A 22,447-nucleotide genomic window follows, 5' to 3' on the forward strand; every position below is an offset into this window, starting at 1 on the left:
TTTAATTTAGCCTGATGATAAAAAGGGAGATGTCGTCGTGAGGTTCGGCCTCTCCGATAAACTCTCCCACCTTAGTTAAGATGGCTGCTCGGATCACTTCCGGGTGGTCATTGATATGAGATAGGACAACAGATTCTAATCTCTCTTCTGAAAATAGTTCCTCTTTCATATTCATTGCCTCTGTCACACCATCCGTATAGAGCACGATCAGATCCCCTGGTTGGTATGAAACAACGTGTTCCGAAAACTCACAATTGCTGATCCCCATAGGCTGTCCCTTGCCAGATAAATGCTGGATTTTATGGTGTTTTTTGCGGTAGATCAGCTGCTGGTTGTGGCCTGCTGAGGAATACATGATTTCCTTTTTGGTCATGTTGATACGAACTAGCATAGCTGTGACAAACATTAAAAATCCTGATTTGTCTTGAATGATTTCGTTTGTTCTTGTTAAAGCTTCTTTAGTGGAAGAAGACTTCGCCACTTCCTGTTGAAGGATGGTTTTTGACATTTCCATAAAGAGGGCAGCAGGTGTCCCTTTCCCGGAAACGTCGGCAATGATGACACTCACCTCATCTTTACCATGGATTACCATATCGTAGAAATCTCCACCTATCTCGCGTGAGGCTTGGTAGTAGGTATCAAATTCTAATAAGGAGTATTGTTTCGGGATGATCGGGAGAGAGTGCTTCTGGATCATCGCAGCAGTCTGCATGTCTCGATCGATGTTTTTGAGTCGCTCACTTTGTATCTTAACTTGGAGTGTCGTGTAGGCTTCCCCAACTTGGTTGGAAAGGGTACGTAAGATTTTGATGTCCATATCATCAAATTTTGTTCGTGAAGTTTTGTCAGAAACGGTAAGAGACCCTAACCATTGCTTGTTTTTGAGAATCGGGAGTACGATCAAGCTATGTTGGAAGATGCCTTTTTGAGTCAAACTAATGCCTTGGGGAGATCTTGCAGAAACAACCTTAAATCCTTTAAACATCCAATCTTCTTTGTCGGTGTAGAGGATAGATTGGACTTCGTCGTCTTGGAATACATCTGAAAAGCCCTTCGACTTAGACCGAGGAAGACCTTTTGCCTCAAGTTTTTCAAATTTTAACGCCACTCGATCCACATGTAAAATCTCTGATATTGTTTTTACGGCAAGGTCCATAAACTCCTCAGAGTTTTGGATGTTCGAGAGGGCTTGCGAGATTTGGTAGAGGCAGTTTAATTCGTTGGCACGAGAATTTAACTGGTCAATGAGGATTCTATTTCTAACGGCAATGGCTGCCATATTGGAAAGGTATTTTAGAATTTTTATATCTGTATTTGTGAAACTTCGACCATCGAGTGTATTGACTGCTTCGAGTACACCTTGAACTTCATTTTGTGTCACCATGGGAACACACATTAAATTTCGAGTAACATAGCCCACTTTTTTGTCTATATCTTTAAAGATACGAGAATCATTTGCTGCATCGTTGACGATTTCGGGTTCCAAAGTTTCAAGTACCATCCCCGCTATGCCTTTTCCCCTAGGTACGGTTAGTTGAGAGAGTGATTCTTCTTTGAGTCCACTTGTAGTATCGAAAACTAGCACATCCTTTTCTTTATCATAAAGAAGTAAAGATGAACCCTCGGTATCTAAAACATCTCGAGTGATGCCCATGATCTCACCGAGTAGAGTTTCCAAGTTTTCTGTCGAATTGATCCTGCTTGTTATGTCAGAAATGAGATTAAGTGTGAGTTGTTTTGTCGGCATAGCAATGGTGGATTATTCGATTAGACTGCCTATTCCTTGGTTTGTCAAGACCTCAATTAAAACCGAATGAGCTACGCGGCCGTCAATTATATGTGTCCTTTTGACTCCACCATCAAGTGCATCCAGGCAGCATTCTACCTTCGGGATCATCCCTCCTGAGATATCGCCGGTCTTGATATATCCATCTATTAATTGTTTGTTGAGTCCAGTGACTAGATTTCCATCGATGAGTATGCCTGGAGTGTCCGTGAGTAAAATTAACTTTTCTGCTTTGAGTGAAGCAGCAATGGCTCCAGCCATCGTATCGGCATTGATATTCAACGTCTGCCCCTCTTTTGACATAGCCACGGGAGAAATGATGGGAATGAATCCCTCTGCCTGTAGAGTGAATAGTATCGAGGGATTGACTTCATTTACCTGACCCACGAGTCCTAAATCTAGGGACTGGACTTTTCCTGATTCATCTTCAAATTCCATCAGGAATTTTTCGGCATAAGCGAGATTCCCATCCTTTCCCGATAATCCAACAGCTTTTCCACCTTTTTCTTGGATCAGGGAGACAATCTGTTTGTTTACCTTTCCGGTAAGGACCATCTCAACGACCTCCATGGTTGCTTCATCTGTCACGCGATGGCCTCGGATGAATTGGGTGTTTAGATTGAGAGATTTAATGAGTTGGTTGATCTCCGGTCCGCCACCATGAACAACAACGGGATTGATTCCTAAATATTTTAATAAAACTATGTCCTCAGCGAAGGATGCACGTAAATCTTCTTGAACCATTGCTGCCCCACCGTATTTAATTACGATGGTCTTGCCTGAATATTTGATCAAATAGGGCAATGCTTCTAAGATGTGATTTATTTTTTCCAATTTTTCTTCCATGGAGAGCCTCTTCCAGGACATGGAACGAGAACCCGTTGATTAAAAGGACTTTTTTTTTATGCCAGAAAAATATAAAGCAGCAGTCATCCAGGTTTCGAGCAATGCCCGAATTGCAAGTAACCTAACACAGAGCAGAAAACTCGTAGAGCAGGCAGCGAGGGCGGGAGCAAAACTCGTGGGGCTTCCCGAGAATTTTTCCTTTATGGGTTCTGAAGAAGAAAAGAAAAGTTTGATCGGGCAAATTGAAATCGAGACCAGAGAGTTCCTAGCGGAGACTGCAAAAGATTTAGGTATTTATTTACTCGGTGGCGGCTATCCCACAGATGCTGGGAATGGAAAAGTTTTTAATACTGCTTCTATTTTTTCAGATGAAGGCATTGAGATTTTCAAGTACAACAAAGCCCATTTGTTTAATGCCGAAGTTGGCGACGGTGTCAATTATAGAGAGTCGCGTTCCACGGAAAGTGGAGGTTCATTGCCTGAAGTGATCCCGACGTCACTTGGTCAATTGTCATCTGCCATCTGTTATGATCTAAGATTTCCTGAATTGTTTCGTAATCTTTCGAAAAAAGGGTGCGAAGTCTGTTTTCTCCCGGCCGCGTTTACCGTTCCTACTGGGATTGTTCACTGGGAGGTGCTCCTTCGAGCGCGTGCAATTGAAAATTTAATGTACATTCTGGCGCCTGGCCAGACAGGTACGCATGATCCACATGGGAAACGAAAGACGTATGGACATTCGATGATCATCTCTCCATGGGGAGAGATCCTTGCCGATGCAGGGACAGATGTGGGTTATGCGATTGCAGAAATTGATATTGCGAAGGTAATGGAAACAAGAAAAAATTTTCCTGCCCTCGATCATCGATTGTTCTTAGGCTAAGACACTCTGAATCCTATACCGACAGGCAAGCGCAATCGCTGTGCAATCGATGAGATATTCACTGCACTCACTTTTCCATCTAATTAAAATCGCCTGGTCCTCAATTTTTACCAATGCCTTCTCGTATAACAAGGCGGTTAGTGTTCTTGCCGTGATGACCATCAAATTTTCGGCCACTCTTTCTTTGCAAAGTTCTTCTCCCAGTTCGCGGAAAGAGACCAAAGCATTTTCAAAAATTTCGGTTAGTTCAAGAAGTCTAGACGAAGGTTTTGGGATTGTTTGCAACAGCTCTTCTATATACTTTCGAAACAATCCTTCCGAGGACATACCAGCAAGAATGCCTCCTGTAGCAATGCGTACATGGATTTGGCTTGTCCCTTCATAGATTGTATTGATTCTAGAATCCCGGAACATCCGAGCCACATCATAATCTTCTGTATATCCGGCTCCACCATGGATCTGTACAGCAAGACTCGCACAGACATTTGCTTCTTCAGAACAATAATACTTTGCAATTGATGTTAGCAGTGCTGCGAGATTTGATCCTTTTTGGATGCGCTCTTCCTTCCGAATTGCTCTTTCCACAAGGCCAGCTTTTTCCAATCGGATTTGGTGGTGTTGGTAGGAATCGATCACCCTTGCCGTTTCTAGAGTTAAAAGTCGCATAGCGTTTGTTTCTCTTTTGATTTTCCCGAGCATCTCGGCTACTGCTGGGATCTCAGCGATAGGTTTTCCAAATTGGACCCGCTCGTTTGCGTACTTTTGGCATTCAAAATATGCTCCGGCAGCTCCTCCTGGTCCTCCGGCCGCACTGCCAAGACGCATAAAATTAGTCATACCTAACGTATACTTGGTGAGACCCTGCCCTTCTTCCCCCAAAATTTCCCCTAGGCTCTCTTCATACACAACTTCGCAGGTAGGCGAGGAGTGAATGCCCATTTTCGTTTCTATCCCTGCAATTTTGACATCAGAACTTTTTACAAGAAATACGGAAAGCCCGCGAGCGCCCCCATTTTGTTTTCCTGTTCTAGCAAGTGTTAGAAGAAGAGCAGGATGATCACCAAGACCGCAACCTTGCGAAATAAACCTTTTGGTTCCGTTTAGTACATACTTTCCATCTTCTCTTTTAGTCGCGGTGGTTCGCACGTTGTTTAAGTCTGAGCCGTAATCTGGCTCCGTGAGCGCCATGGCAAACAAGGATTCACCTGAAGAAGCTTTTGCGGCAAATGTTTCAATTTGCTCATTCGTTCCATAACGCGCAATGATTTGGGCTAAGTTGAGTAAGGTGATGGTCATACAAAAGGATACATCGGCCCTTGCCATGATCATTGTAAAAAAGGCCCACATGGTTGCAGGCATGGCAAGCCCGCCTGCCTCCCTAGAAATCGAATAAGGCATAAGTCCGGTATTTCGAAATTCCTCATAGATTCGGAGGAGTTCTGGCGGGAATACCACCTTACCATCTTGAAATAAAAGTCCCTGTTTATCGATGGTGCCAGAAATCTGTGATACCTTGGTTCCAAAAAATGCTCCCATGGACTCGAGGCTTGCACGGTAAAGATCAATCGCTTCTTTCGTATTTGCCGGAGCCATCTGGTACCGAGAATCGCCAGTCTTCTGATACAACGCGTGATCGGCAAAGTTCTCACCTTCGCAATCCCTTACGACTGTTTCCCAGTCGACCATGATTTCAAAAATAAGCTGGAGATCGGGATCTTCTGTGAAATAATTATTTGATAGCATGAGCTGCCTCAAGTCCTTCTAAAAATGCCCGTTTGGCGTCCACACCGGAAGCATCTTTTGCTCCACCGATCAACACCACTTTTGAGGGATGCTGTTTAGCATACTCAGTGGCTAGTGTATTTTCTTTTTCCTGACCTACACAAAGTAAAATCGAATCGCAAGGGTATAAAAAGGAATCCCCATTCTTAAACTGAACAAGCAATCCCTCTTTTGTGATTTCTTTATAATCAAGTCCTGTGAAAAATTGCACTCCAGATGAATCTAACTCTTGTTTGAGTGCCCAAAAGGTGGTTGGCCCAAGTCCCGCACCATGTTTTCCTGATCTTCGAAAGACGGCGACTTCCCTTTGGGCTTGGTGCTTTTGGATGCCAACATTCACAAAGGATTTGATATTGTATTTTTCATCATAAGAAGAAAATGTAGGGTCATGATCTTCTGTTAGCTTATGTGCCACATCCACGCCAATCCCGCCACCACCAATCACTGCCACTTTTTTCCCTGGGATAAATTTCCCAGAAAGGTAGTCGACGTAAGTACCTATCGGAAGTTGATCCATACCAGGGATTTGAAACTTTCGCGGTGTCACTCCTGTGGCAAAGATCACTTGGTCTGCGTTTAAGGACTCGAGTAGCTTACTTGTGCCTTCGGTATGTAAGAGTATCTCTACGCCCAGTGCTGGCAGTTCATTCTCAAAATAGCGAATGGTTTCTTTAAATTCTGATTTACCAGGGATTTCAGCGGCAATTTGAAACTGGCCTCCAAGAGAACTTGATTTTTCCAGGAGTGTCACTCTGTGCCCAAGTTTGGCACAAGCTCTCGCCGCTTCAAGACCACCAGGTCCCGAACCAACGACAACCACCTTCCTTTTGGCAACTGGCTTAGAATAAATGTATTTTTCTTCATTTAGCGCCTCTGGATTCACAATGCAAGAAACCGCTTTTTCCTGAAAGGCATGGTCAAGACATGCTTGGTTGCAGGCAATACAAGTATTGATTCGTTTCTCGGAACCTGTTTCAATTTTACGAATGATATCTGGATCGGCAAGAAAGGGACGCGCCATTGAGATAATATCCGCTAACTGGTGATCGAAAATGTGCTGCATCGTTTTCGGATCATTCACTCTGTTAGAAGCTATGATGGGAATTCCCGTTACTTTTTCTTTGATTTGTCCGGCAATCCTAGCCCAAGCACCTCTCGGAACAAGCTGACTGATTGTGGGTATTCGGGATTCGTGCCAACCAATGCCAATATTCAAAGCAGATGCGCCAACATTTTTAAGTTTGGTGGCAAGTTCACAAACTTCCTCGAAGGTGGGACATCCTGGAATGAGATCAATACCCGACATACGAAATACAATGGGAAAACCATCCGGTAGGTTTTTTTTGACCTCTTTTACAACCTCGATTGATAGGTTCATTCGTCTTTCAGAGTCACCTCCGAAAAAATCATCCCGTTTGTTGGTAACTCCCGAAAAAAATTGGTTTAAAAGATAACCTTCACTACCCATAATTTCGACGGCACCAAAGCCACAGTCCTTAGCGATTTTTGCCGCAATTCCAAAGTCCTTAATTGTCTCCCAACATTCTTCTTCCGTGAGTTCTTTGGGAATGTAGCGGTTGATAGGTGCTCTTATCGCTGATGGAGCCACGCAAGATCTGTCAGCCGCATACCTTCCTGCATGAAATAATTGGGCACACATGGTTCCCTTGCCCTTGGTGAGGGAATTCATATCTTTTAATTCGTGTGCATGTTCAGGATTTTGGATGTTAAAAAAATGTTTTGAACCTCGGCCGACTTCATTGACGCTAATCCCACCAGTAACAATAAAACTAACACCGCCCTCAAACCGCCTGTTGTAAAAGGAAGCAAGTCTATAAGCGACTCCTGTTTTGCCTTCGAAACCGAGGTGCATGGAACCCATGATAAAAGGGTTCTTTAGTGTCAAATTGCCAATTTTAGGTGTAGAAGAATGTGGATTCATATCGGTTCCTTTTTAATTTACCAGTGGTAATATATGCGGAACCTTTGTCTACCCATAATTTACCGCTGGTAAAATATGGATTGCGGAAATTGTTTGTTTCTGTATTTTACGCTAACGTGACGGAAAAGAAAAAACCGAGTCAGAAAAAACACCTAGGTGTGGGAAGGCCTTTAAAAAAAGAGGGAGTCACAGTCAGAGAGGATCTCATCTTTGCTGGTGCTGAGCTTCTAAAATCAAAGTCTTTGGAAGAGATATCCCTTCGCTCTGTCGCAAGGAAGGCGGGAGTGAGCCATGTGGCTATGTACCATCATTTTGCGAATAAAAATGCACTTTTTGCTGCGATTGCTGAATTCGGGTTTCAAAGGTATTTTATATCCTACCAAGAGGAGCTACAAAAAACGGATAATGATTTCATTGGCAGGTTTCGAGCTTTGGGTATAAACTATGTTCAATTCATACTCAGCAACCAACAGTTTGCGCGCATCATGTTTGGTGGCGTTGGTCTAAACCTAAGCCAGTACCCATCTCTCGCTTCGGTATCCAGGAGAACCTATCGTCAGTTACGTGAGATGATCCAGATGGGACAAAGGCTCGGATATCTAAAACAAGGAAAGGCAAAAGAAAAAACCTTGGCCTCCTGGGCCATGATCCACGGAATCGCAATGTTATTTTTGGAGGGTAGAATGAAGATCAAAAAGAATCAAAAAGAGATGGAAGACCTGATCCAATCGGTCACAGAATATGCGTATTTAGGAATGAAAGCAGAATAAGGCATAGACAATGGACCATCCAACTTGAAAATATGATGGAGCGATAATTTTATGACCTCTCCAGAATTCGGCCGCGATAAATTTCGAAGTTTACTTCACATCTCCGCAGTACTCAATGCAAATCTCGAATTGCACCAACTGCTTCCGCTCATCATGCTATATTCAAAAGACCTTTTAGAAGCAGAAGCATGCTCCTTATTTCTTCTCGATGAGGAAGAACAGTATTTATACTGCGAAGTTGCTCTGGGTGATAAAGGGGAAATTATCCAGCAATATGCGAAATTAGATTTAGGGGAAGGGATCGTAGGAATCGTTGCGAGGGACAAGTTACCGATCGCTCTCGATGATGCTTATTCGGATCCCAGATTCAATTCAGAAATCGATAAGAAAACAGGATTTCAAACAAAATCATTAATCTGTGTACCTTTATTTGTTGAAGATAAGTTGATAGGAACCCTAGAAGTCATCAACAAAACTGAAGATCGAGTTTTCGGTCCAAATGATCTTGAATTTTTGACCTCGTTGTCGGAAGTCGCAGCAACTGCGATACAGAATGCGACGATCAAAGAAAGTTTACGAAAACGGATTTTAGAATTATCACTCTTATATGAATTTGAACAGCTTTCGGTATCGGAAAAAAGTTTGCCAGAACTCGGCAAATGGATGTTAAATCGTGTGCTCGAATACCTTGAAGCTACCTCGGGCACCATTTATCTCGCTGATAATACAGAAAGTATACTAAGTGTACTTGCGGCGAAAGGGATTCCCGAAGACGCCTTCGATCAGATTCGCGTTCCGTTTGGCCAAGGAATCGCTGGCTGGGTAGCGAGTGAAAAGGAACGTCTTTTCATACAAAATCTGGAACTAGATGCCAGGTACAATAAACTGGCTCACTATACATTTGAATCCAAATCACTGATCTCGGCACCTTTAATCTATCAAGATGAGTTGTTAGGTGTAATCAGCATCAATAATAAGATTTCTGGTTATGCTTTCAATCATTATGATATGGATCTACTTTCAAAGATTGCAGGAAGATTGGCCTTAACCATTAAGAATGCACAGCTCTTCCACCAAGTGGTTGATAAGGAGCGTGAGCTTTCACGGGCAAAGAAGATGATGGTTCGGATTATGCCGAGCCGCTTACCTGAAAATCCGGAATTGTCTTTTGGTGTTTCGCATTTACCAGTCGAACAAGTCGGTGGTGATTTTTATGATGTAACAGAAGTTGGTGAAAACTTATATGCCACTTTAATCGCCGATATCTCGGGACACGGATTGTCGGCGGCAGTGCTTGCGGCAATGACGCATATGGTGCTTAAAAATATTGAACCGGAACTCAAACTCAGCCCCTCAAAGTTTCTGACCACACTCAACCATATGTTGTATGGAAAACTCGCAGGCAATTTTTTGACTGCTTTTTATGGAATTATAGATCTATCAAAGAACACCATCCTTTGTGGAAATGCTGGCCACCATCCTCCTTTAAAAATAAATGCCATAACAAAAACCTTTGATCCCGTTGCGCTCAAAGGTAAAATATTAGGGCTTATCCCAGATCTATTCTATGAAGAAAAAGAATTTTCATTTCATAAGGGGGATAGACTCGTACTTTACACGGATGGACTATCGGAGCACAGCAGCGTGGATCGAAGGAAAAAATATGATGAACACTTACTTGAGTCTGATGTTCTGAGTTCAGTTTCTCTTGATACGCAAACAGCGACAAACTTTTTGGTTCAATCTGCACGGAATCATACCAAAACAGAAATTTTTGAAGATGATGTGACTTTGCTTTTAATCGATAGAAAATAAAGTAGCAATTTTTTTGAAATTTATTATAAATCAATTATGGATGTAATCAGCTAATGTATCAGAAACGAAAAATTTCTCTCAAACAACGCATACGTTATGCGGTAGATAATTTTATGGCACGAGGTGGATTTTCTATTTTCCTTGCCTTGCTCAGTCTATTTGCTGCGGCTTTTCTTTTTATGTCTATATTGCGATACGGTGCTAGCGTATTTTTCCCAGAAGAAACAGTCCAAGGAACAACTGATCAACTTTGGCGTGTCTTCTTACAAATCTCAGATGCGGGTGCTGTTGCCGAAGATGGCGATTCGAGCATAATAAATAAAGTAATCGGCATCTTAACTGTGTTTGCTGGTCTTGTTTTGTTTTCAAGTTTAGTTGCGTTCATTACAAGTCAATTTGAACAGCGCATCGAAGCTTTGAGAAAAGGCAAAAGTACGGTCATTGAATCAAATCATACATTGATATTAGGATTTAGAGAGCGTATCGTAGAAATCGCTCGAGAGCTAATCATAGCCAATGAATCGGAAAGAGATGCAGCTATTGTCGTCCTTGCGGAAGAAGACAAAGAAACTATGGATGATTTTTTCAGCGAGCATTTGGAAGAAAGAAAAACGACACGCATCATCACGCGCTGTGGTAATACCTCGAGTGTTGAAGCACTGAGAAAGATGGGAGTCGATTCTGCGAAAACCATCGTCATTCTCAATGCAGCATCTTCGTCCTCCACTTCTTCAGAAAAATCGATCGCGGATGCTCGCGTTTTAAAAACAATCATGGCAGTTGTTGCTGCCGCAAGTAAAGATGGACATCCACTTCCACCCATAGTTGCCGAATTGCACAGTGCCAGAAAGCGACGACTTGCGGAAAGTGTCGAACCTGGTCGTATCACAACAATGGACGAGGATGGTATTCTTTCCAAGTTACTCGTGCAAACATCACGCACTTCTGGATTGTCCATTGTGTATTCCAATCTTGTCGGATTCGAAGGCAACGAAATATATTTTTTCCAACCAAAAGGTGGATGGGAAAATTTGACATTCCGCGATGTGCAGTTTCGTTTTAACGGCTGTGTTCCCTTTGGATTTAGAAAGAAAAATGGAAAGATCCTTTTGAATCCAGATGGTAGCTATCTACCTGAACCGACAGACCATGCCATCATTTTGGCCGAAGATGATTCCTCGATTCAGTTTTTTCCCTCACAGGTTAGCCAACCTCAGGATTTCCCGCTGCCAAAAAAGAAGATTCAGGTAGGTAAGGAGAGACATTTAATCGCCGGTTGGAATGTGAAAAGTCCTCTCATCATCTCCGAATATGCAAAGTACATTAGCCCAGGTTCTGAGATTGATATCATAGTTCATGAGCCTGAAGAGACCATCGTTACAACTTTCAAATCGATCCAAAAGCAACATAACTCTCACAAGTTGAGACTTATCGTGGCAGATATTCATTCCCCTGAGATCCTTAAGAAAATTGCTCCGCATAAGTATAATAATGTGATTTTACTCGCGGGGGAAGGCGCGACAGCAGAAGAAATCGATGCAGAATCAATATCGATACTCATGCAGTTACGCCAATTCTTTAGGAGCGAAGAAAAATCTACGGGAAATCCAGTTGAGGCAAAAATCATCACAGAAGTAATGGATTCGGAAAATATTGAACTAGTCTTACAAACTGGTGTTAAAGACTTTTTGATTTCAAATCAATTTGTGTCTAAAATATTTGCTCAAGTTTCCCAGGAACCTCAAGTTATGCGGGTTTACGATCATCTGTTTTCACCTGAAGGTTCTGAAATTTATTTAAAAAAAGCAGATGTATATTTTCCTTTATCACCTGCAGAAGTTAGTTTTTCGGATTGCGTTCATGCTGCACAGAAAAGAGGCGAAGTATGTTTTGGTATCAGACTGGCCTCAGAAGAAAGAGAGCAAGAGAAGAACTATGGAGTTTATTTGATACCGAAACACGATCAAAAGTTTTCTTTGACAAGCAATGATGAATTGATCGTTCTTTCGGATGACGAACGTTAGTAAATTGTCTGGCTCACTTGGGCATTGTTTGATGTTTGCCCAAGTGCCTATAAATTTTATCCTTCTTTTGATACAATCCTTCTCAGTTTCTCAAAAACGATGAATGCATAATGAATGCCGACGATGAAACATAAAAATCCAAAGGTGATTAGAAAGTAATATTTAATCGACCATTCGAGTGCCACGCGAATCCGATGGAGGAGGCTAATGGCAACAGAAGGTTTATTTTCAAACAAAGTCAAAACTACTGTGCAAAATTCATTTTCAGAATCAAATTCACCTAAACTGATACCAAACTTCTGAATTTCATCTTCTATTTCTAGAATACGATTTTCTAGACTGATAAATTCATCAATGCGTCCACCTTTCCCTTTGAGACTGATGAGTGAATCGCGTATTTTAAGGAGCGATTCCTTTTTTGCCTGCAAGTCTTTATACTCATTCGTTTTATCTTTTTTATCAATCGTAAGTAAAACGGTTGTTCCAATTTTTTTAAATTCTTCAACCATGGAGTCGAATTTGTCTGGTGGGACACCTATTGCGAGTTTAATGACGCGAGATTGGTTTTCTTTGAGGCCAGAATTATTTTCATATTGAATGATGGAACCACTTGCATTTACAAAATCTCTGACTTTCTTTTCATCAGAAGAAATATCCGTCGATTTCGTTTCGACGGTTGCAATCTTTTCATATTTCTGATCAACGCTTCGTGGAGTGGTGCCTGTTGTAGATTCGTATTTGATTTTTTTGGAAGCAATATTTTGTTTGAGTGGTAGTATCTCTCTAGGAGCCGAACTTTGAAGGAAGGTATTTGATTCGGTTTCCACAAGCGAAGATTTAGAGTAGTAGCCATAAGAAATTCTAAATCCAAATAAGATTAAAAAAATTCCAACGGAAGATATAGTCGCAAAAAATAATTTCTGATTCATAAAACCCTTACTTCTAAATGATTGTATATGCTTTTAGTGTGGCCCTTCCTTAGCAACAATTAATTCATATAACTTGGACATGACGAAACGCACACGACTTTCTGTTTCTTTATCAATGAGTTTACCATCGACTAGTTTTGTTTTTATAAACGAGATCACAAGCTGGGTTTCGGGGACCACATTTGCCTCGATTACTTTCAAAGTTTCAATTAATGCAGCATGACCTTTTTCGCCTAGCGAAGAAGCTGTGATGAGTGCCGTTGGCTTTTTAGAAAATTCGCAGGAAGATACTAGCCAATCGATCGCATTTTTCAGGGATCCTGGGACACCCATGGCATATTCAGGCGTGCAGATGAGAACGGCATCCACAGCACGGATCAGATTTCGAAACTGAACCACCTCTGCCGGCGGATTATCAAAGTCCTCGTCGGGATTGAAATGAGGGATGAGATTTACATTAGGAAACTTTTCCATCTGAAACTTATCTTTTGACATCTCCTTAATGACATCGATTAAAACTTTGTTGGAAGAATTGGCACGTGTACTGCCTGAGATGGCGAGGATTTTTTTCATTTGTATGATCTCTACTCGAACGAATCCAAAATTAAGATTTTAACATTTTGAGATATTCATACGCAAATAAATGAGCATCTCCAGGCCACCTAGCAGAAAGATAGTTTCGATCTTTTACGACAAATCCTGATTTTGTATTTTCAGTCGAATCTCTAAAAAGTCCAGAGTTTCCTTTCTGGAACTGGCTTGTGCTTTTTAAATAGGATTTTACTTCATCTTCGACAGTGATTGCATAGGTGAGATAGTAATCACCTAACCAAAGCCTTGTAAGATTGTATGCAAACAATTCTTGTTTTTTTAGTAAAGATGTCGTTTGGTAGTCAAAGATCACAGATTGGTTCGTTTTCGGATCGATGCTTCTTGCGACAAGAAGGACACCGTGACAGATAGCTCCCACTGGCTTATTTTCCCCAAAGAAATCCACAATGGTATCTTGCAATACTTTTGACTCTAAGTAGGGACGCATACCTTTTGCATGGCCCCCGGGTAGGAGAATCCCATCGAATTGACTAGAGGAGATTTGTTCGTAAGGAATGGGGTTTTGGAAACTTGGATCCTCGCACATTTCTAGGTAGTCTTCTCTTGCGTCCTTTCCCGCCATCAGTGCCGGTTTAAAGATCCCGAGGGTTTCTCCAGTAAGCATTTTTGGATCAGCCTTGCCCTGTTTGCCAGTCGGTGTTGCAAAGGTTATGCGAATCTGATTCTCCCGTAAAATTTTCCAAGGGATGCTGGTTTCACTGGGATCGAAGTCTTCCTCAGGCAAGGGCATCAGTATCATGATTTATCACGCACCTTTTCAGGTATAAATTTTACGATATAAAAGACCCAAACAATTAAACCAACATGGAGTACGTCATTTTCACTAAACCAGATGTGTCTCTCCCATAAAAGCGATGTCAGGCCTAATTCCATATATGTTACATAAGAGATCATGATCAGAACAAGAAATAGCCAGGTATTCATCAAATGAAAATTCATACTGTCTCTCTTCTTCAGAAATCCAAAAATCGTGCTCACTAAGAAAAAGAGGACACTTGGAAGGCAGGACAGTTCTAAAAATTCGAAGGAAACCAAAAAACGATCTGCGGTTAGAGCACCGTATAAAACCAAACAGGCATAAATGATAGAATTGAACACGGCGTAATACAAAAGAGCGCGCCTAGTTTTCGATGTTGCATGCGAAAAGGCACCGGCAGCTAGGAATCCATTCATTCCTATGTTTTGTAGGATTTCGTAATTGATCTCCCACCAAGTTGTCCATTTGCAGATAGCTCTAGCTTCACATTTCAGTTCATAGCCTAATGCTTGGTAACTGGTTCCGGCAAGGATGGCTGCGATCCCTGTAAAAAGAAATCCGAGGCTCCAGAATTTTTTTGACCAATCGAGATGGGGAGCTTTCCAAAAAACATAACAGGCATACAAGTAGGTAAGACTTAGAAAATAAACAAAAAAAGTAGAAGAGGGTTGGTCCAAAATGAAGGATAAGGAACCAAAAGATATCTGAGTCCAATGGTGACTTGCCAAGAATTGTTCTGGACTTAAAGCAGGTTCATGCAACAGAGAATCCAGTTTTTGGCAATTTGCAAAGAATAGCAGTGTTAGGCTAGAGAGTAGGCAGAGATAAATTTTTTTCATGCTGATTTAGATTATGATCTTTCCTTTGAGATCGGCAACAAATACTTTTGCTTCCATTCCAGAATTGAATTCTAAAAAATCCTTTTCGATTCCATCACTGAATATCACACCATTCTCGCCCATCTGGGAGCGAACCGTCATCATTTTGCCCGCCTGTATTTTTCCATAAAGTATATTTGTCCCTGTTGTTTTACTCGGGAAAGGTTCTCTCACAGAAAAAGTCAACCAGTCACTGGACCAGGTATCTTCTGGATTGGATTTGATTTCCAATTTTTGAGTCGTCAATTGTTTTGTGATGCCGCTAGCTCCTGTCCTTACACTTCTCATCCAACCACTCGCGCCAAGTCCTGTGGAGATGATGATACCACTGGAAGATTGACTTTCTTCTTTGCCATTAAATTGGATGGAGTACCTAGCAGAGGTATGCGTTTTTTGGCCAATGAAAAAATCATTTACCGCGAGCATTTGTTGTCCATTTTGCAATTGGATCTTACCCATGGTCACAGTTTTAAAATCTCGTTTTTCCTGAGCTACCTCCATAATCACATCTGCAATGTTTGGTGGGTCAAAGGGCAGGAGCACCCCGTCCCATCTACTTCGATCTGGATTGATGCCAATCAAACATTGGCCGTTTAAATATTTAAGTGTATTGGCAACGATTCCATCCTGTCCAACCACCACGATGATATCATCTTTTGCAAAAATGAAATTTGGCAAAAAAGACCGATCGATCACCTGCATTTTGGCGATGGAGGTGACTAGGTTCTTAACGCTATCCAGAGATTCGTAATATTTATGATGCTCAGCCTCATATTCTTCGAAGCTTGAACCTAGATGTTCTATGTAAAATCTGGCTTGTCCTATGGTATTGAATCTAACAATCAGCTCATCGAGTCTAGTTTGGCGCCGAACGATGATGATGCGATTTTCAATGAGTCTCTTCATTTGGTTTCAGAAGATTGTTTAGTAAATCGGGGGTGATGTTTAATTGTCCGATCTTGTCTGCCTTGCCTGCGATCCCTTGGAAAGCAAGTGCGATCATTTTATTTGGATCCATGCCAACGCTTGCAAGTGTTTGGAGGATATTTGGGTCCACACCTTGGTAAGCTTTCATGACACTGGCGATCGCATAGGCTTTCGCATCCGAGGTTTGTTTTTGATTTACTGTTTGTAAGGCAATCAGTGCTTTGTTTTTTTCCTCTTGCTCTATGCGAAATTTTAAATCGGATTCTTCCAACTCTTGGGTTCGTAGTTGGACCAATTTTTCAGACTCCATTTGCTTTTCTTTGATTTCCCGGTTCTTGTTTTCGATCGCAATTTCTGTATTTAGCTCATTTTCTTTGATCGCTCTTTCTTTTTCGACAGCTGAATTTCTTCTGAGGAATATGGCCTGGTCAGATTCCCTCAAAATGGTTTCTCGTGTTTCTGCTTCGAGTGCTTTTGCTGTTTCGGGGTTTGGTTTCACTGCCAAAATGGAGGCACCTAGAATTTCCACGCCGAGTGCGAGCACCATTTTGTCTTGGGATACATCTTTTAAAATCTGATTGACTAAATTTTCGGAGGAACCGAGTGCTTCTTTTAATGTTAGGCGCTTGACTTGGTTTTTAGTGACAACTTGAACGAGGTTGATGAGGCGTGGGGACAATTTGTTCGGATCATCATAGAGATAACCATAGGTCGCATTGTTCAAAGTATAATTTAAGAGTTGAGAGATTTTTTTCGGGTCAGAAATTCGGTAGGTGATTTGTCCTTGGACTGAAATTTCTTGAAAGTCCTGAGTGCTCTCATTAAAAATAAAAGGGACGTCAATACTTCCGATCGGGACGGCGACAAGCGAAGTTGTAGGAGCAAAGTAGTAAAAGGAAAGTCCTTCTCCCTCTTTTGTAATTTTCCCACCTTTGTACTTAAATATATAAAAGCCAGGCTCGAACTTAACGAATTTGATTCCAAACATGAGGATCTCCTACTACTGGGGCAAGGATAACAAAACCGTCTTTATTTCGTAAATCAGAACTATCAGAGCGAATTTTATTTTTCAAGAATAACTACTTGTAATAAAAATTCCTAGGGTATAGAATGAAAAGCATGAGAAGATTCCTCTGCATTTCCTTGGTCGTTTTGACCCAATGTGTCAAACCAGACGTATCGAATCCAAATAGTGTGGGAGATAAGTCCTATTGGCAGAGACAAGAATTCCTCTGTCTGACAGGGCAACTAGATTTGTGTAAACCTCCCGTTGCTCCGGTACAGACTGCTGCCGTAACCTCTTTACCCACTCCGAGCGCACCTGTGCTCACGGCTGGCAATACGCAAAATACATTAACTTGGGCCTCTGTATCGGGAGCGACCTCTTACAACCTGGTGTATAAAACCAGTGCGGGGGTGACAAAATCCAATGGCACCATTCTCACTTCGGTCACGTCACCTTACACGCATTCGGGGTTAGTGAACAATACATCCTATTATTATGTGGTAGTGGCAAAGTCAGATACCGCAGAGAGCGATGTCTCTCCAGAATCGTCGGCAACGCCGTTTTGTTCGCCGTGTAGGATGTTTGTGACTGCTTCCAGTTATGATGGCGCGCGTGGAGGGATCTCAGGTTCGGATGCAAAATGTAATGCAGATTCGAGTAAACCAGCTTCGCCAAGTGCAGCCATTTACAAAGCTTTTCTGATGGATGATACTAGCAGAATTGCTTGTGTAAATTCAAATTGTAGCACGGGCATTGCTGAACATAAGGATTGGATCCTAAAACCGGATACGATTTATACTCGCGCTGAGGATGGGCTAACCGTAAATACAACGAATAGTTTGGGAATCTGGACAACGGGGCAGACTAACGATGCGATTTCGGGAGGTAGTCTCACTCTTATGTCTGGCATCAATACCAGCGGATGGACGACTAGGAGTGGTGTTTCTTCTCACTGCACCCAATGGACTTCAAATGCCTCAGCAAGTCCGGCGACTTTTACAACGGGAACAATGAATGTAGGTTCGATTTCGGGCAATTGCAACGCTGGTACACGAATCGTTTGCGTAGAACAATAAAGGAACAACAATGATCGATTTTTCAGGCACCTATCTTTTTTCCGAATCCTCTTCTTACGAAGGCATAAAGGATTCCTACAAACTATCGTTAGTTGTTACAAATTTTTTCCATTATTCCGGCTCGGTGAGCCAGCAAACCTTGCCCTTTGGTGCTGCAACAGCAGGGGAAGGAGACAAGCAAGAATGGAAGGTCACAGGACAAAGAAATATGGGCAACTTGCTCGAAATCAATGTGACAGGCAAGGGCAAATATCTGTTATCGAAAACAGAGAAGGGCATCAACTGGGCGTTTACCGGTAGGCCAGAGGATTGGCATCTGTAGGATAGAATCTAGATCGACTTCGCCACCTTCTCATCAAATCCGTGATCCAAATTCCTTTGGATTTTGCCTTGGATGAATTGGCTGAGTTCTGCCGTATTCATTTTCTCATAGTCTGGATAGGATATGGCAGGATCGATTTTCACCTTGATCACCTTGTCGCCTCGGTTTTTTACCACTTCATAATTGTTAAAAAATGTGATCGGAACGATTTTGCATTTGCTCTTGAGGGCAATCTTAAAACTTCCACCCTTAAATTCTGATAAGGTGCCGTCAGGAGAACGAGTGCCCTCGGGAAAGATAAAAGCATTATAACCTGCTTTGACATTTTTAGTAAGCAACGTGAGTACTTCCACCTGGCTTCTGATGTCATCTCTGTCAATAAGCACTCCGCCTAATTTTTCTACATAATGACCGACATAAAAGAAATTTTTTAACTGTTTTTTAGCAATAAAGCCTAATTGACGTTTGATGATAAATAGTGAGGCAAAAATATCGAAAAAGGATTGGTGGTTGGCAACATAGAGGATCCCATTTTCACCCGGTAAGTTCTCAAGTCCTATGACTTTAACGCGATAGCCTGCTGCTGCGACTGCTTTTTCCCCAATCCTCGTACCATAGGTTGCATTGGCAAAAAAGTCATCTGTGAGTTTAGATTTTAGAGTGAGTAGGTAGAAAAAAGTAACAAAATAAGTCCAAATAAATCGTATCAAAAAATTACCTCTTTTGACGATACAATGCATTTGACATAACACAAATCAATCGCAATTTAATCATCAGGCTTTGCAATACGTAAGGGAATGAGATCGTGATAAATAAATTAAAGGGAATTCAGTATTCGATTTATGGGATAGCCTTGAGTTTTCCTTTCATACTTTTTTGTACCATTCTAGAATCTTATCTTAAAATACGTTCTATTTCTTTTGAAAATCTAATTTATACCCAATCCATTAGCCCATTATTATGGCTCATTGATACTTCGCCTATAGCTCTTGGATTTTTCGGTTGGCTTATTGATTTAAACCAAAAGAAAAATCGACTAATTACAATTAAACTTGAAGAGGCGAATCTAACCTTTAAAAGGGAAGTGATTAAGGGAAAGGCTATCGAAAATCATTTGCGAGACATGATCGATATGTATCAGTCAGATCTAAAATCTGCAAAGCTCATTCAAGAATTTTCACTGCCTGATATTCCAAAGATGCCTGAGGCTCGCATCGCTTACAGATACCAACCTCTCTTTTCTATAGGCGGTGATTTTCTTTCCATAATCAAATTAGAGAATGGCGAGCTTTCCCTACTCATCGGTGATGTTGTTGGACATGGAATCTCTGCCGCCCTCATCACATCCTTGGTACGAGTACTTTCCAATAAAACCTGTAGAAACTTTGGAACAGAACCAAAAAAGTATTTAGAGAATTTAAATGAAGAAGTGATTACCTATCTACCTGATGATTATTATTTTACGGCCCTATATGCATGTTTAAAGTTTAATAAATCAGGAGTTAGTTTCCGCTTCTCCCGTGGCGGGCATCCGTATCCTTTTTTCTATCTACAGGAACAAAAACAGACAAAGATTGGCGAGCTAGTTGGCATACCTTTAGGTCTTATGGCAGAGGCAGAGTATTCTGAGTTAGATGTAGATTTAGTCACGGGAGATCGGGCTTATCTGATCACGGATGGTTTACTAGAGGTTCGCAATAAAGAGGGGAAGCTTCTAGGTGTGCCAGGGGTAATAGATATCATTACTGAAGTGAACCAACAGAGCCTAACACTGGAAGAATCGCTGGATCTCATTTTAGACCAGGTGAAATCATATTCAGATGAAAAAGCATTCATTGACGATACCTTGATATTAGGTATCGAAATTTTATAATTAGTTTTTCCTTTTTGAGGGAATCTTTTTACTCATAAAAAAATTCAGCATCACTTTTTCTGCAAGTTCTCTCTTTTCTAGGTGTACAAAATGTCCACATTCGGCAAAACGAACTGCCTTGACATTGGGGGTAGTTCTCTCAATTTCGATGATGTCTTCACCAGGTACCACAGGGTCATCTTCCCCTCTCATGATGAGAGTAGGCACTTCATTGCCAAATACAATGGGTCGTATGTCAGCCCGGTCTAACATCTCTAAGATCATAAGGATGCTTCGCGGGTTTAGATTGTCAAATTGCGGATAGTAATCCTCGATGAATTTTTTAATCTCTGGGTTTTCATGAAAAGACTTGGAATCGTAAACTCCAAATGAAAATCCGAAATTGAGTGCCTTTGGAAGAGACCTTCCCAATCTAAAACCAAAATCAAAAATGGATCCAAGATTGGTGCGAAGTCCCATAACACCTAACTTAAGTGGACCTCGTATTGGTCCATGGACAAAAGGAGCAATCGATACTACCTGATTGATACGAGATGGAAATAGGGAGGCAATGGCAAGAACAGCCATTCCGCCAGTGGAGTGTCCGATGAGAGTTATGTTTGCTTCTCCAGCACTCTCCCAAATGGCATTGGCCTGGGCTTCGAGAAATTCTTGCAGTGTCAGTTTTTGTTTCGGATCTAAAATTTCAGCGGGGTAATGACCCACAAGATCTAGTTCAATGACCTCACCGAGTTCTTGGAAAAAAGGAATGTTGAGTGTCCAATATCCGGCAGCCGAACACCAACCCCCGATCAATACAAATTTTTCTTTCGATTTTGCATTCTTGGAAGGGTGCTTCCGATAGGTAATTCGATGATTTTTCCAATCGTAACTTTGTCTCGTTGTCATGTGAAATCCTTTAGTGTGTGATGGTTCTTGGAAATTGGTCCAAGATTCGTGTGACGACTTCATAATTGATCGTATTTGTCCAATTGGCATGATCATCTGCTGTAACGACCTCATGGCCCGAAGAACCAAGAATGATGACCTCATCTCCGAGCTTTGCATCTGGGATATGTGTGATCTCTATCATCGTCATATTCATACAAATTCTTCCGAGAATGCGTGCCCTTTCTCCATGAACTAACATATAGCCAGTGTTTGATAGTTTTCGGTCCAGACCTTCATAATAGCCTACAGGAATGACAGCAAGTTTTGTGGGGTAGGTAGTTTTAAAAGTAGATCCATATCCGATAAAAGCACCTGTCGGAAGTTCTTGTATGTGCTGAATTTTTGTTTTCCAAGTAAGCACTGGTTTTAAGGTCCCAATGTCTTTTCCCATCATCGATAGAGAGAGTTTTGTTTCTAAACTTGGCCATAACCCATACATAGAAATCCCCACTCGAATCAGGTCCAGCCTCGCCTCAGGGAATAACATGGCCGAGGCAGAGGAAGCACAGTGTAAGATCAAATCCGCAAAACCTCGTTCCTGAAATACTTTTACCCCTTCCAGAAATTTTTGCAATTGTTTCATTGAGAAAGAATGTTCAGTGAAATCTTCCGTACTGGCAAAATGAGTGGCAAGACCTGAGAGTTTTAATTTTCTATTTTTGATTTCATCTGCGATCTGTTCGATTTGTATCATATCTAAGCCGAGCCGAGACATACCTGTTTCTAGTTTCAAATGAATCTTCGGAGCAGGTGAGAGCGTGCTTAATTCTTCCATCTCTTCGAGTCGGGAAACCATCACCCAAAAATTGGAATCAGCTAATTTATGTTTGCGCAATGAAAGATTGGGAATACTTCCCATGATGAGAATGGTCGCTTGTGGGAACTTAGCACGAAGGGTTTCTGCTTCCTCTAGAGAATTGACGCCCAGAAGGTCTGCTCCCGCACTAAGTGCGAGACCTGCCATTTCTAAGAGTCCATGCCCGTAGGCATTTGATTTCACGACAGCTGTAAATTTTGTAGTTTCAGAAGTGAGCTTTCTGTACAAAGAAATATTATGCTCGAGTGCTGATTTTGAGAGGATTACCTCACAAGATAACATATCTCTTCCATAATTTTTTACTTTTCCCACCTGTCGCTTCAGATATTTCTCTCTAAGCATGGCAAATCCGAACACAATTTTACCACCATTCCCGGTTCCCTCCAATTGGGAGGCCGTTTCCCAATTATATCCCATCCAATCGGATTCGATCTGGCTCAATTTTTGCGGCATTTCTCCGATTTCCACGTATGCC

The 22,447-nt window shown here is 41.6% G+C and carries 20 protein-coding genes; 7 read left to right on the forward strand and 13 right to left on the reverse strand.

Features of this window, described 5'->3' with window-relative positions; genetic code table 11:
• Position 1: 1 nt before the first annotated feature.
• Entirely contained in the window at positions 2-1,747 is a 1,746-nt protein-coding gene (locus EHQ58_RS04690; RefSeq protein ID WP_135622636.1) for a SpoIIE family protein phosphatase, read from the reverse strand.
• Between the two features lie 12 nt (positions 1,748-1,759).
• Entirely contained in the window at positions 1,760-2,632 is an 873-nt protein-coding gene (argB, locus tag EHQ58_RS04695) for an acetylglutamate kinase (RefSeq protein WP_135622640.1), read from the reverse strand.
• 58 nt (positions 2,633-2,690) lie between these two features.
• Here argB and EHQ58_RS04700 point away from each other — a divergent pair, with 58 nt between their 5' ends.
• On the forward strand, positions 2,691-3,512 hold the full coding sequence (locus EHQ58_RS04700; protein ID WP_135622643.1) for a carbon-nitrogen hydrolase family protein: 822 nt from the start codon (positions 2,691-2,693) through the stop codon (positions 3,510-3,512).
• Here the strand turns inward: EHQ58_RS04700 and EHQ58_RS04705 are convergent.
• Positions 3,504-5,255: an acyl-CoA dehydrogenase family protein gene (locus EHQ58_RS04705; protein ID WP_135622645.1), complete on the reverse strand. Its 1,752-nt coding sequence runs from the start codon at positions 5,253-5,255 to the stop codon at positions 3,504-3,506. The two genes, EHQ58_RS04700 and EHQ58_RS04705, sit on opposite strands and share 9 nt — an antisense overlap.
• Positions 5,242-7,236: an oxidoreductase gene (locus EHQ58_RS04710; RefSeq protein WP_135622648.1), complete on the reverse strand. Its 1,995-nt coding sequence runs from the start codon at positions 7,234-7,236 to the stop codon at positions 5,242-5,244. Before EHQ58_RS04710 ends, EHQ58_RS04705 begins: the two co-directional genes overlap by 14 nt.
• Positions 7,237-7,352: 116 nt before the next feature.
• Between EHQ58_RS04710 and EHQ58_RS04715 the strand changes: the two genes are divergently transcribed.
• Genes EHQ58_RS04715 through EHQ58_RS04725 form a run of 3 tightly spaced genes read left to right on the forward strand, consistent with a single transcriptional unit; the run spans position 7,353 to position 11,845 of the window.
• Positions 7,353-8,006, forward strand: a complete 654-nt coding sequence (locus tag EHQ58_RS04715) for a TetR/AcrR family transcriptional regulator (RefSeq protein ID WP_135622804.1) — start codon at positions 7,353-7,355, stop codon at positions 8,004-8,006.
• 51 nt (positions 8,007-8,057) lie between these two features.
• Positions 8,058-9,821 carry a GAF domain-containing SpoIIE family protein phosphatase gene (locus EHQ58_RS04720; RefSeq protein ID WP_135622651.1) on the forward strand — a complete coding sequence of 588 codons (1,764 nt, stop codon included), beginning with the start codon at positions 8,058-8,060 and terminating at the stop codon, positions 9,819-9,821.
• A 53-nt stretch (positions 9,822-9,874) separates the two neighbouring features.
• Positions 9,875-11,845 carry a CASTOR/POLLUX-related putative ion channel gene (locus EHQ58_RS04725; RefSeq protein ID WP_246047153.1) on the forward strand — a complete coding sequence of 657 codons (1,971 nt, stop codon included), beginning with the start codon at positions 9,875-9,877 and terminating at the stop codon, positions 11,843-11,845.
• 56 nt (positions 11,846-11,901) lie between these two features.
• Here EHQ58_RS04725 and EHQ58_RS04730 read toward each other — a convergent pair whose 3' ends face one another.
• From EHQ58_RS04730 to EHQ58_RS04755, 6 genes are read right to left on the reverse strand one after another with little or no spacing between them, the layout of a single operon-like run.
• Entirely contained in the window at positions 11,902-12,774 is an 873-nt protein-coding gene (locus tag EHQ58_RS04730; protein ID WP_135622654.1) for a DUF4349 domain-containing protein, read from the reverse strand.
• 33 nt (positions 12,775-12,807) lie between these two features.
• The gene (locus EHQ58_RS04735; protein ID WP_167883533.1) at positions 12,808-13,347 is read right to left on the reverse strand and encodes an NADPH-dependent FMN reductase; all 540 of its coding nucleotides are present in this window, start codon (positions 13,345-13,347) and stop codon (positions 12,808-12,810) included.
• A gap of 31 nt (positions 13,348-13,378) precedes the next feature.
• A complete protein-coding gene (locus EHQ58_RS04740; RefSeq protein WP_135622658.1) occupies positions 13,379-14,125 on the reverse strand; it encodes a type 1 glutamine amidotransferase domain-containing protein in 747 nt (248 codons plus the stop codon).
• Positions 14,122-14,982, reverse strand: coding sequence for a hypothetical protein (locus EHQ58_RS04745; RefSeq protein ID WP_135622662.1), 861 nt, complete (start codon positions 14,980-14,982; stop codon positions 14,122-14,124). The genes EHQ58_RS04740 and EHQ58_RS04745 overlap by 4 nt, the downstream gene beginning before the upstream one ends.
• A gap of 6 nt (positions 14,983-14,988) precedes the next feature.
• The gene (locus EHQ58_RS04750) at positions 14,989-15,927 is read right to left on the reverse strand and encodes a sugar kinase (RefSeq protein ID WP_135622664.1); all 939 of its coding nucleotides are present in this window, start codon (positions 15,925-15,927) and stop codon (positions 14,989-14,991) included.
• Entirely contained in the window at positions 15,911-16,936 is a 1,026-nt protein-coding gene (locus tag EHQ58_RS04755) for an SPFH domain-containing protein (protein WP_135622666.1), read from the reverse strand. Before EHQ58_RS04755 ends, EHQ58_RS04750 begins: the two co-directional genes overlap by 17 nt.
• Positions 16,937-17,067: 131 nt before the next feature.
• On the opposite strand from EHQ58_RS04755, the gene EHQ58_RS04760 reads away from it, so the two are divergent.
• Entirely contained in the window at positions 17,068-18,030 is a 963-nt protein-coding gene (locus tag EHQ58_RS04760; RefSeq protein WP_167883534.1) for a DUF1554 domain-containing protein, read from the forward strand.
• Positions 18,031-18,040: 10 nt separating this feature from the next.
• On the forward strand, positions 18,041-18,352 hold the full coding sequence (locus EHQ58_RS04765; RefSeq protein ID WP_135622670.1) for a hypothetical protein: 312 nt from the start codon (positions 18,041-18,043) through the stop codon (positions 18,350-18,352).
• Between the two features lie 8 nt (positions 18,353-18,360).
• Here the strand turns inward: EHQ58_RS04765 and EHQ58_RS04770 are convergent, their stop codons facing one another.
• On the reverse strand, positions 18,361-19,062 hold the full coding sequence (locus EHQ58_RS04770) for a lysophospholipid acyltransferase family protein (protein ID WP_167883535.1): 702 nt from the start codon (positions 19,060-19,062) through the stop codon (positions 18,361-18,363).
• 95 nt (positions 19,063-19,157) lie between these two features.
• On the opposite strand from EHQ58_RS04770, the gene EHQ58_RS04775 reads away from it, so the two are divergent.
• Entirely contained in the window at positions 19,158-20,225 is a 1,068-nt protein-coding gene (locus tag EHQ58_RS04775) for a PP2C family protein-serine/threonine phosphatase (RefSeq protein WP_135622676.1), read from the forward strand.
• Here EHQ58_RS04775 and EHQ58_RS04780 read toward each other — a convergent pair whose 3' ends face one another.
• Together EHQ58_RS04780 and alr are read right to left on the reverse strand one after the other, a co-directional pair.
• Entirely contained in the window at positions 20,226-21,113 is an 888-nt protein-coding gene (locus EHQ58_RS04780; protein WP_135622680.1) for an alpha/beta fold hydrolase, read from the reverse strand.
• Positions 21,114-21,123: 10 nt separating this feature from the next.
• Positions 21,124-22,254, reverse strand: a complete 1,131-nt coding sequence (alr, locus tag EHQ58_RS04785) for an alanine racemase (RefSeq protein ID WP_135622806.1) — start codon at positions 22,252-22,254, stop codon at positions 21,124-21,126.
• Between the last annotated feature and the right edge of the window lie 193 nt (positions 22,255-22,447).

Source organism: Leptospira ognonensis (genome assembly GCF_004770745.1).
In the GTDB taxonomy this organism is placed as follows: Bacteria; Spirochaetota; Leptospiria; order Leptospirales; family Leptospiraceae; genus Leptospira_A; species Leptospira_A ognonensis.

Excerpts from the sequence above, each read along its gene's own strand:
- EHQ58_RS04690 (WP_135622636.1), bottom strand. The coding sequence starts at position 1,747 with ATGCCGACAAAACAACTCACACTTAATCTCATTTCTGACATAACAAGC.
- argB (WP_135622640.1), bottom strand. The coding sequence starts at position 2,632 with ATGGAAGAAAAATTGGAAAAAATAAATCACATCTTAGAAGCATTGCCC.
- EHQ58_RS04700 (WP_135622643.1), top strand. The coding sequence starts at position 2,691 with ATGCCAGAAAAATATAAAGCAGCAGTCATCCAGGTTTCGAGCAATGCC.
- EHQ58_RS04705 (WP_135622645.1), bottom strand. The coding sequence starts at position 5,255 with ATGCTATCAAATAATTATTTCACAGAAGATCCCGATCTCCAGCTTATT.
- EHQ58_RS04710 (WP_135622648.1), bottom strand. The coding sequence starts at position 7,236 with ATGAATCCACATTCTTCTACACCTAAAATTGGCAATTTGACACTAAAG.
- EHQ58_RS04720 (WP_135622651.1), top strand. The coding sequence starts at position 8,058 with ATGACCTCTCCAGAATTCGGCCGCGATAAATTTCGAAGTTTACTTCAC.
- EHQ58_RS04725 (WP_246047153.1), top strand. The coding sequence starts at position 9,875 with ATGTATCAGAAACGAAAAATTTCTCTCAAACAACGCATACGTTATGCG.
- EHQ58_RS04730 (WP_135622654.1), bottom strand. The coding sequence starts at position 12,774 with ATGAATCAGAAATTATTTTTTGCGACTATATCTTCCGTTGGAATTTTT.
- EHQ58_RS04735 (WP_167883533.1), bottom strand. The coding sequence starts at position 13,347 with ATGAAAAAAATCCTCGCCATCTCAGGCAGTACACGTGCCAATTCTTCC.
- EHQ58_RS04740 (WP_135622658.1), bottom strand. The coding sequence starts at position 14,125 with ATGATACTGATGCCCTTGCCTGAGGAAGACTTCGATCCCAGTGAAACC.
- EHQ58_RS04745 (WP_135622662.1), bottom strand. The coding sequence starts at position 14,982 with ATGAAAAAAATTTATCTCTGCCTACTCTCTAGCCTAACACTGCTATTC.
- EHQ58_RS04750 (WP_135622664.1), bottom strand. The coding sequence starts at position 15,927 with ATGAAGAGACTCATTGAAAATCGCATCATCATCGTTCGGCGCCAAACT.
- EHQ58_RS04755 (WP_135622666.1), bottom strand. The coding sequence starts at position 16,936 with ATGTTTGGAATCAAATTCGTTAAGTTCGAGCCTGGCTTTTATATATTT.
- EHQ58_RS04760 (WP_167883534.1), top strand. The coding sequence starts at position 17,068 with ATGAGAAGATTCCTCTGCATTTCCTTGGTCGTTTTGACCCAATGTGTC.
- EHQ58_RS04765 (WP_135622670.1), top strand. The coding sequence starts at position 18,041 with ATGATCGATTTTTCAGGCACCTATCTTTTTTCCGAATCCTCTTCTTAC.
- EHQ58_RS04780 (WP_135622680.1), bottom strand. The coding sequence starts at position 21,113 with ATGACAACGAGACAAAGTTACGATTGGAAAAATCATCGAATTACCTAT.
- alr (WP_135622806.1), bottom strand. The coding sequence starts at position 22,254 with ATGTTATCTTGTGAGGTAATCCTCTCAAAATCAGCACTCGAGCATAAT.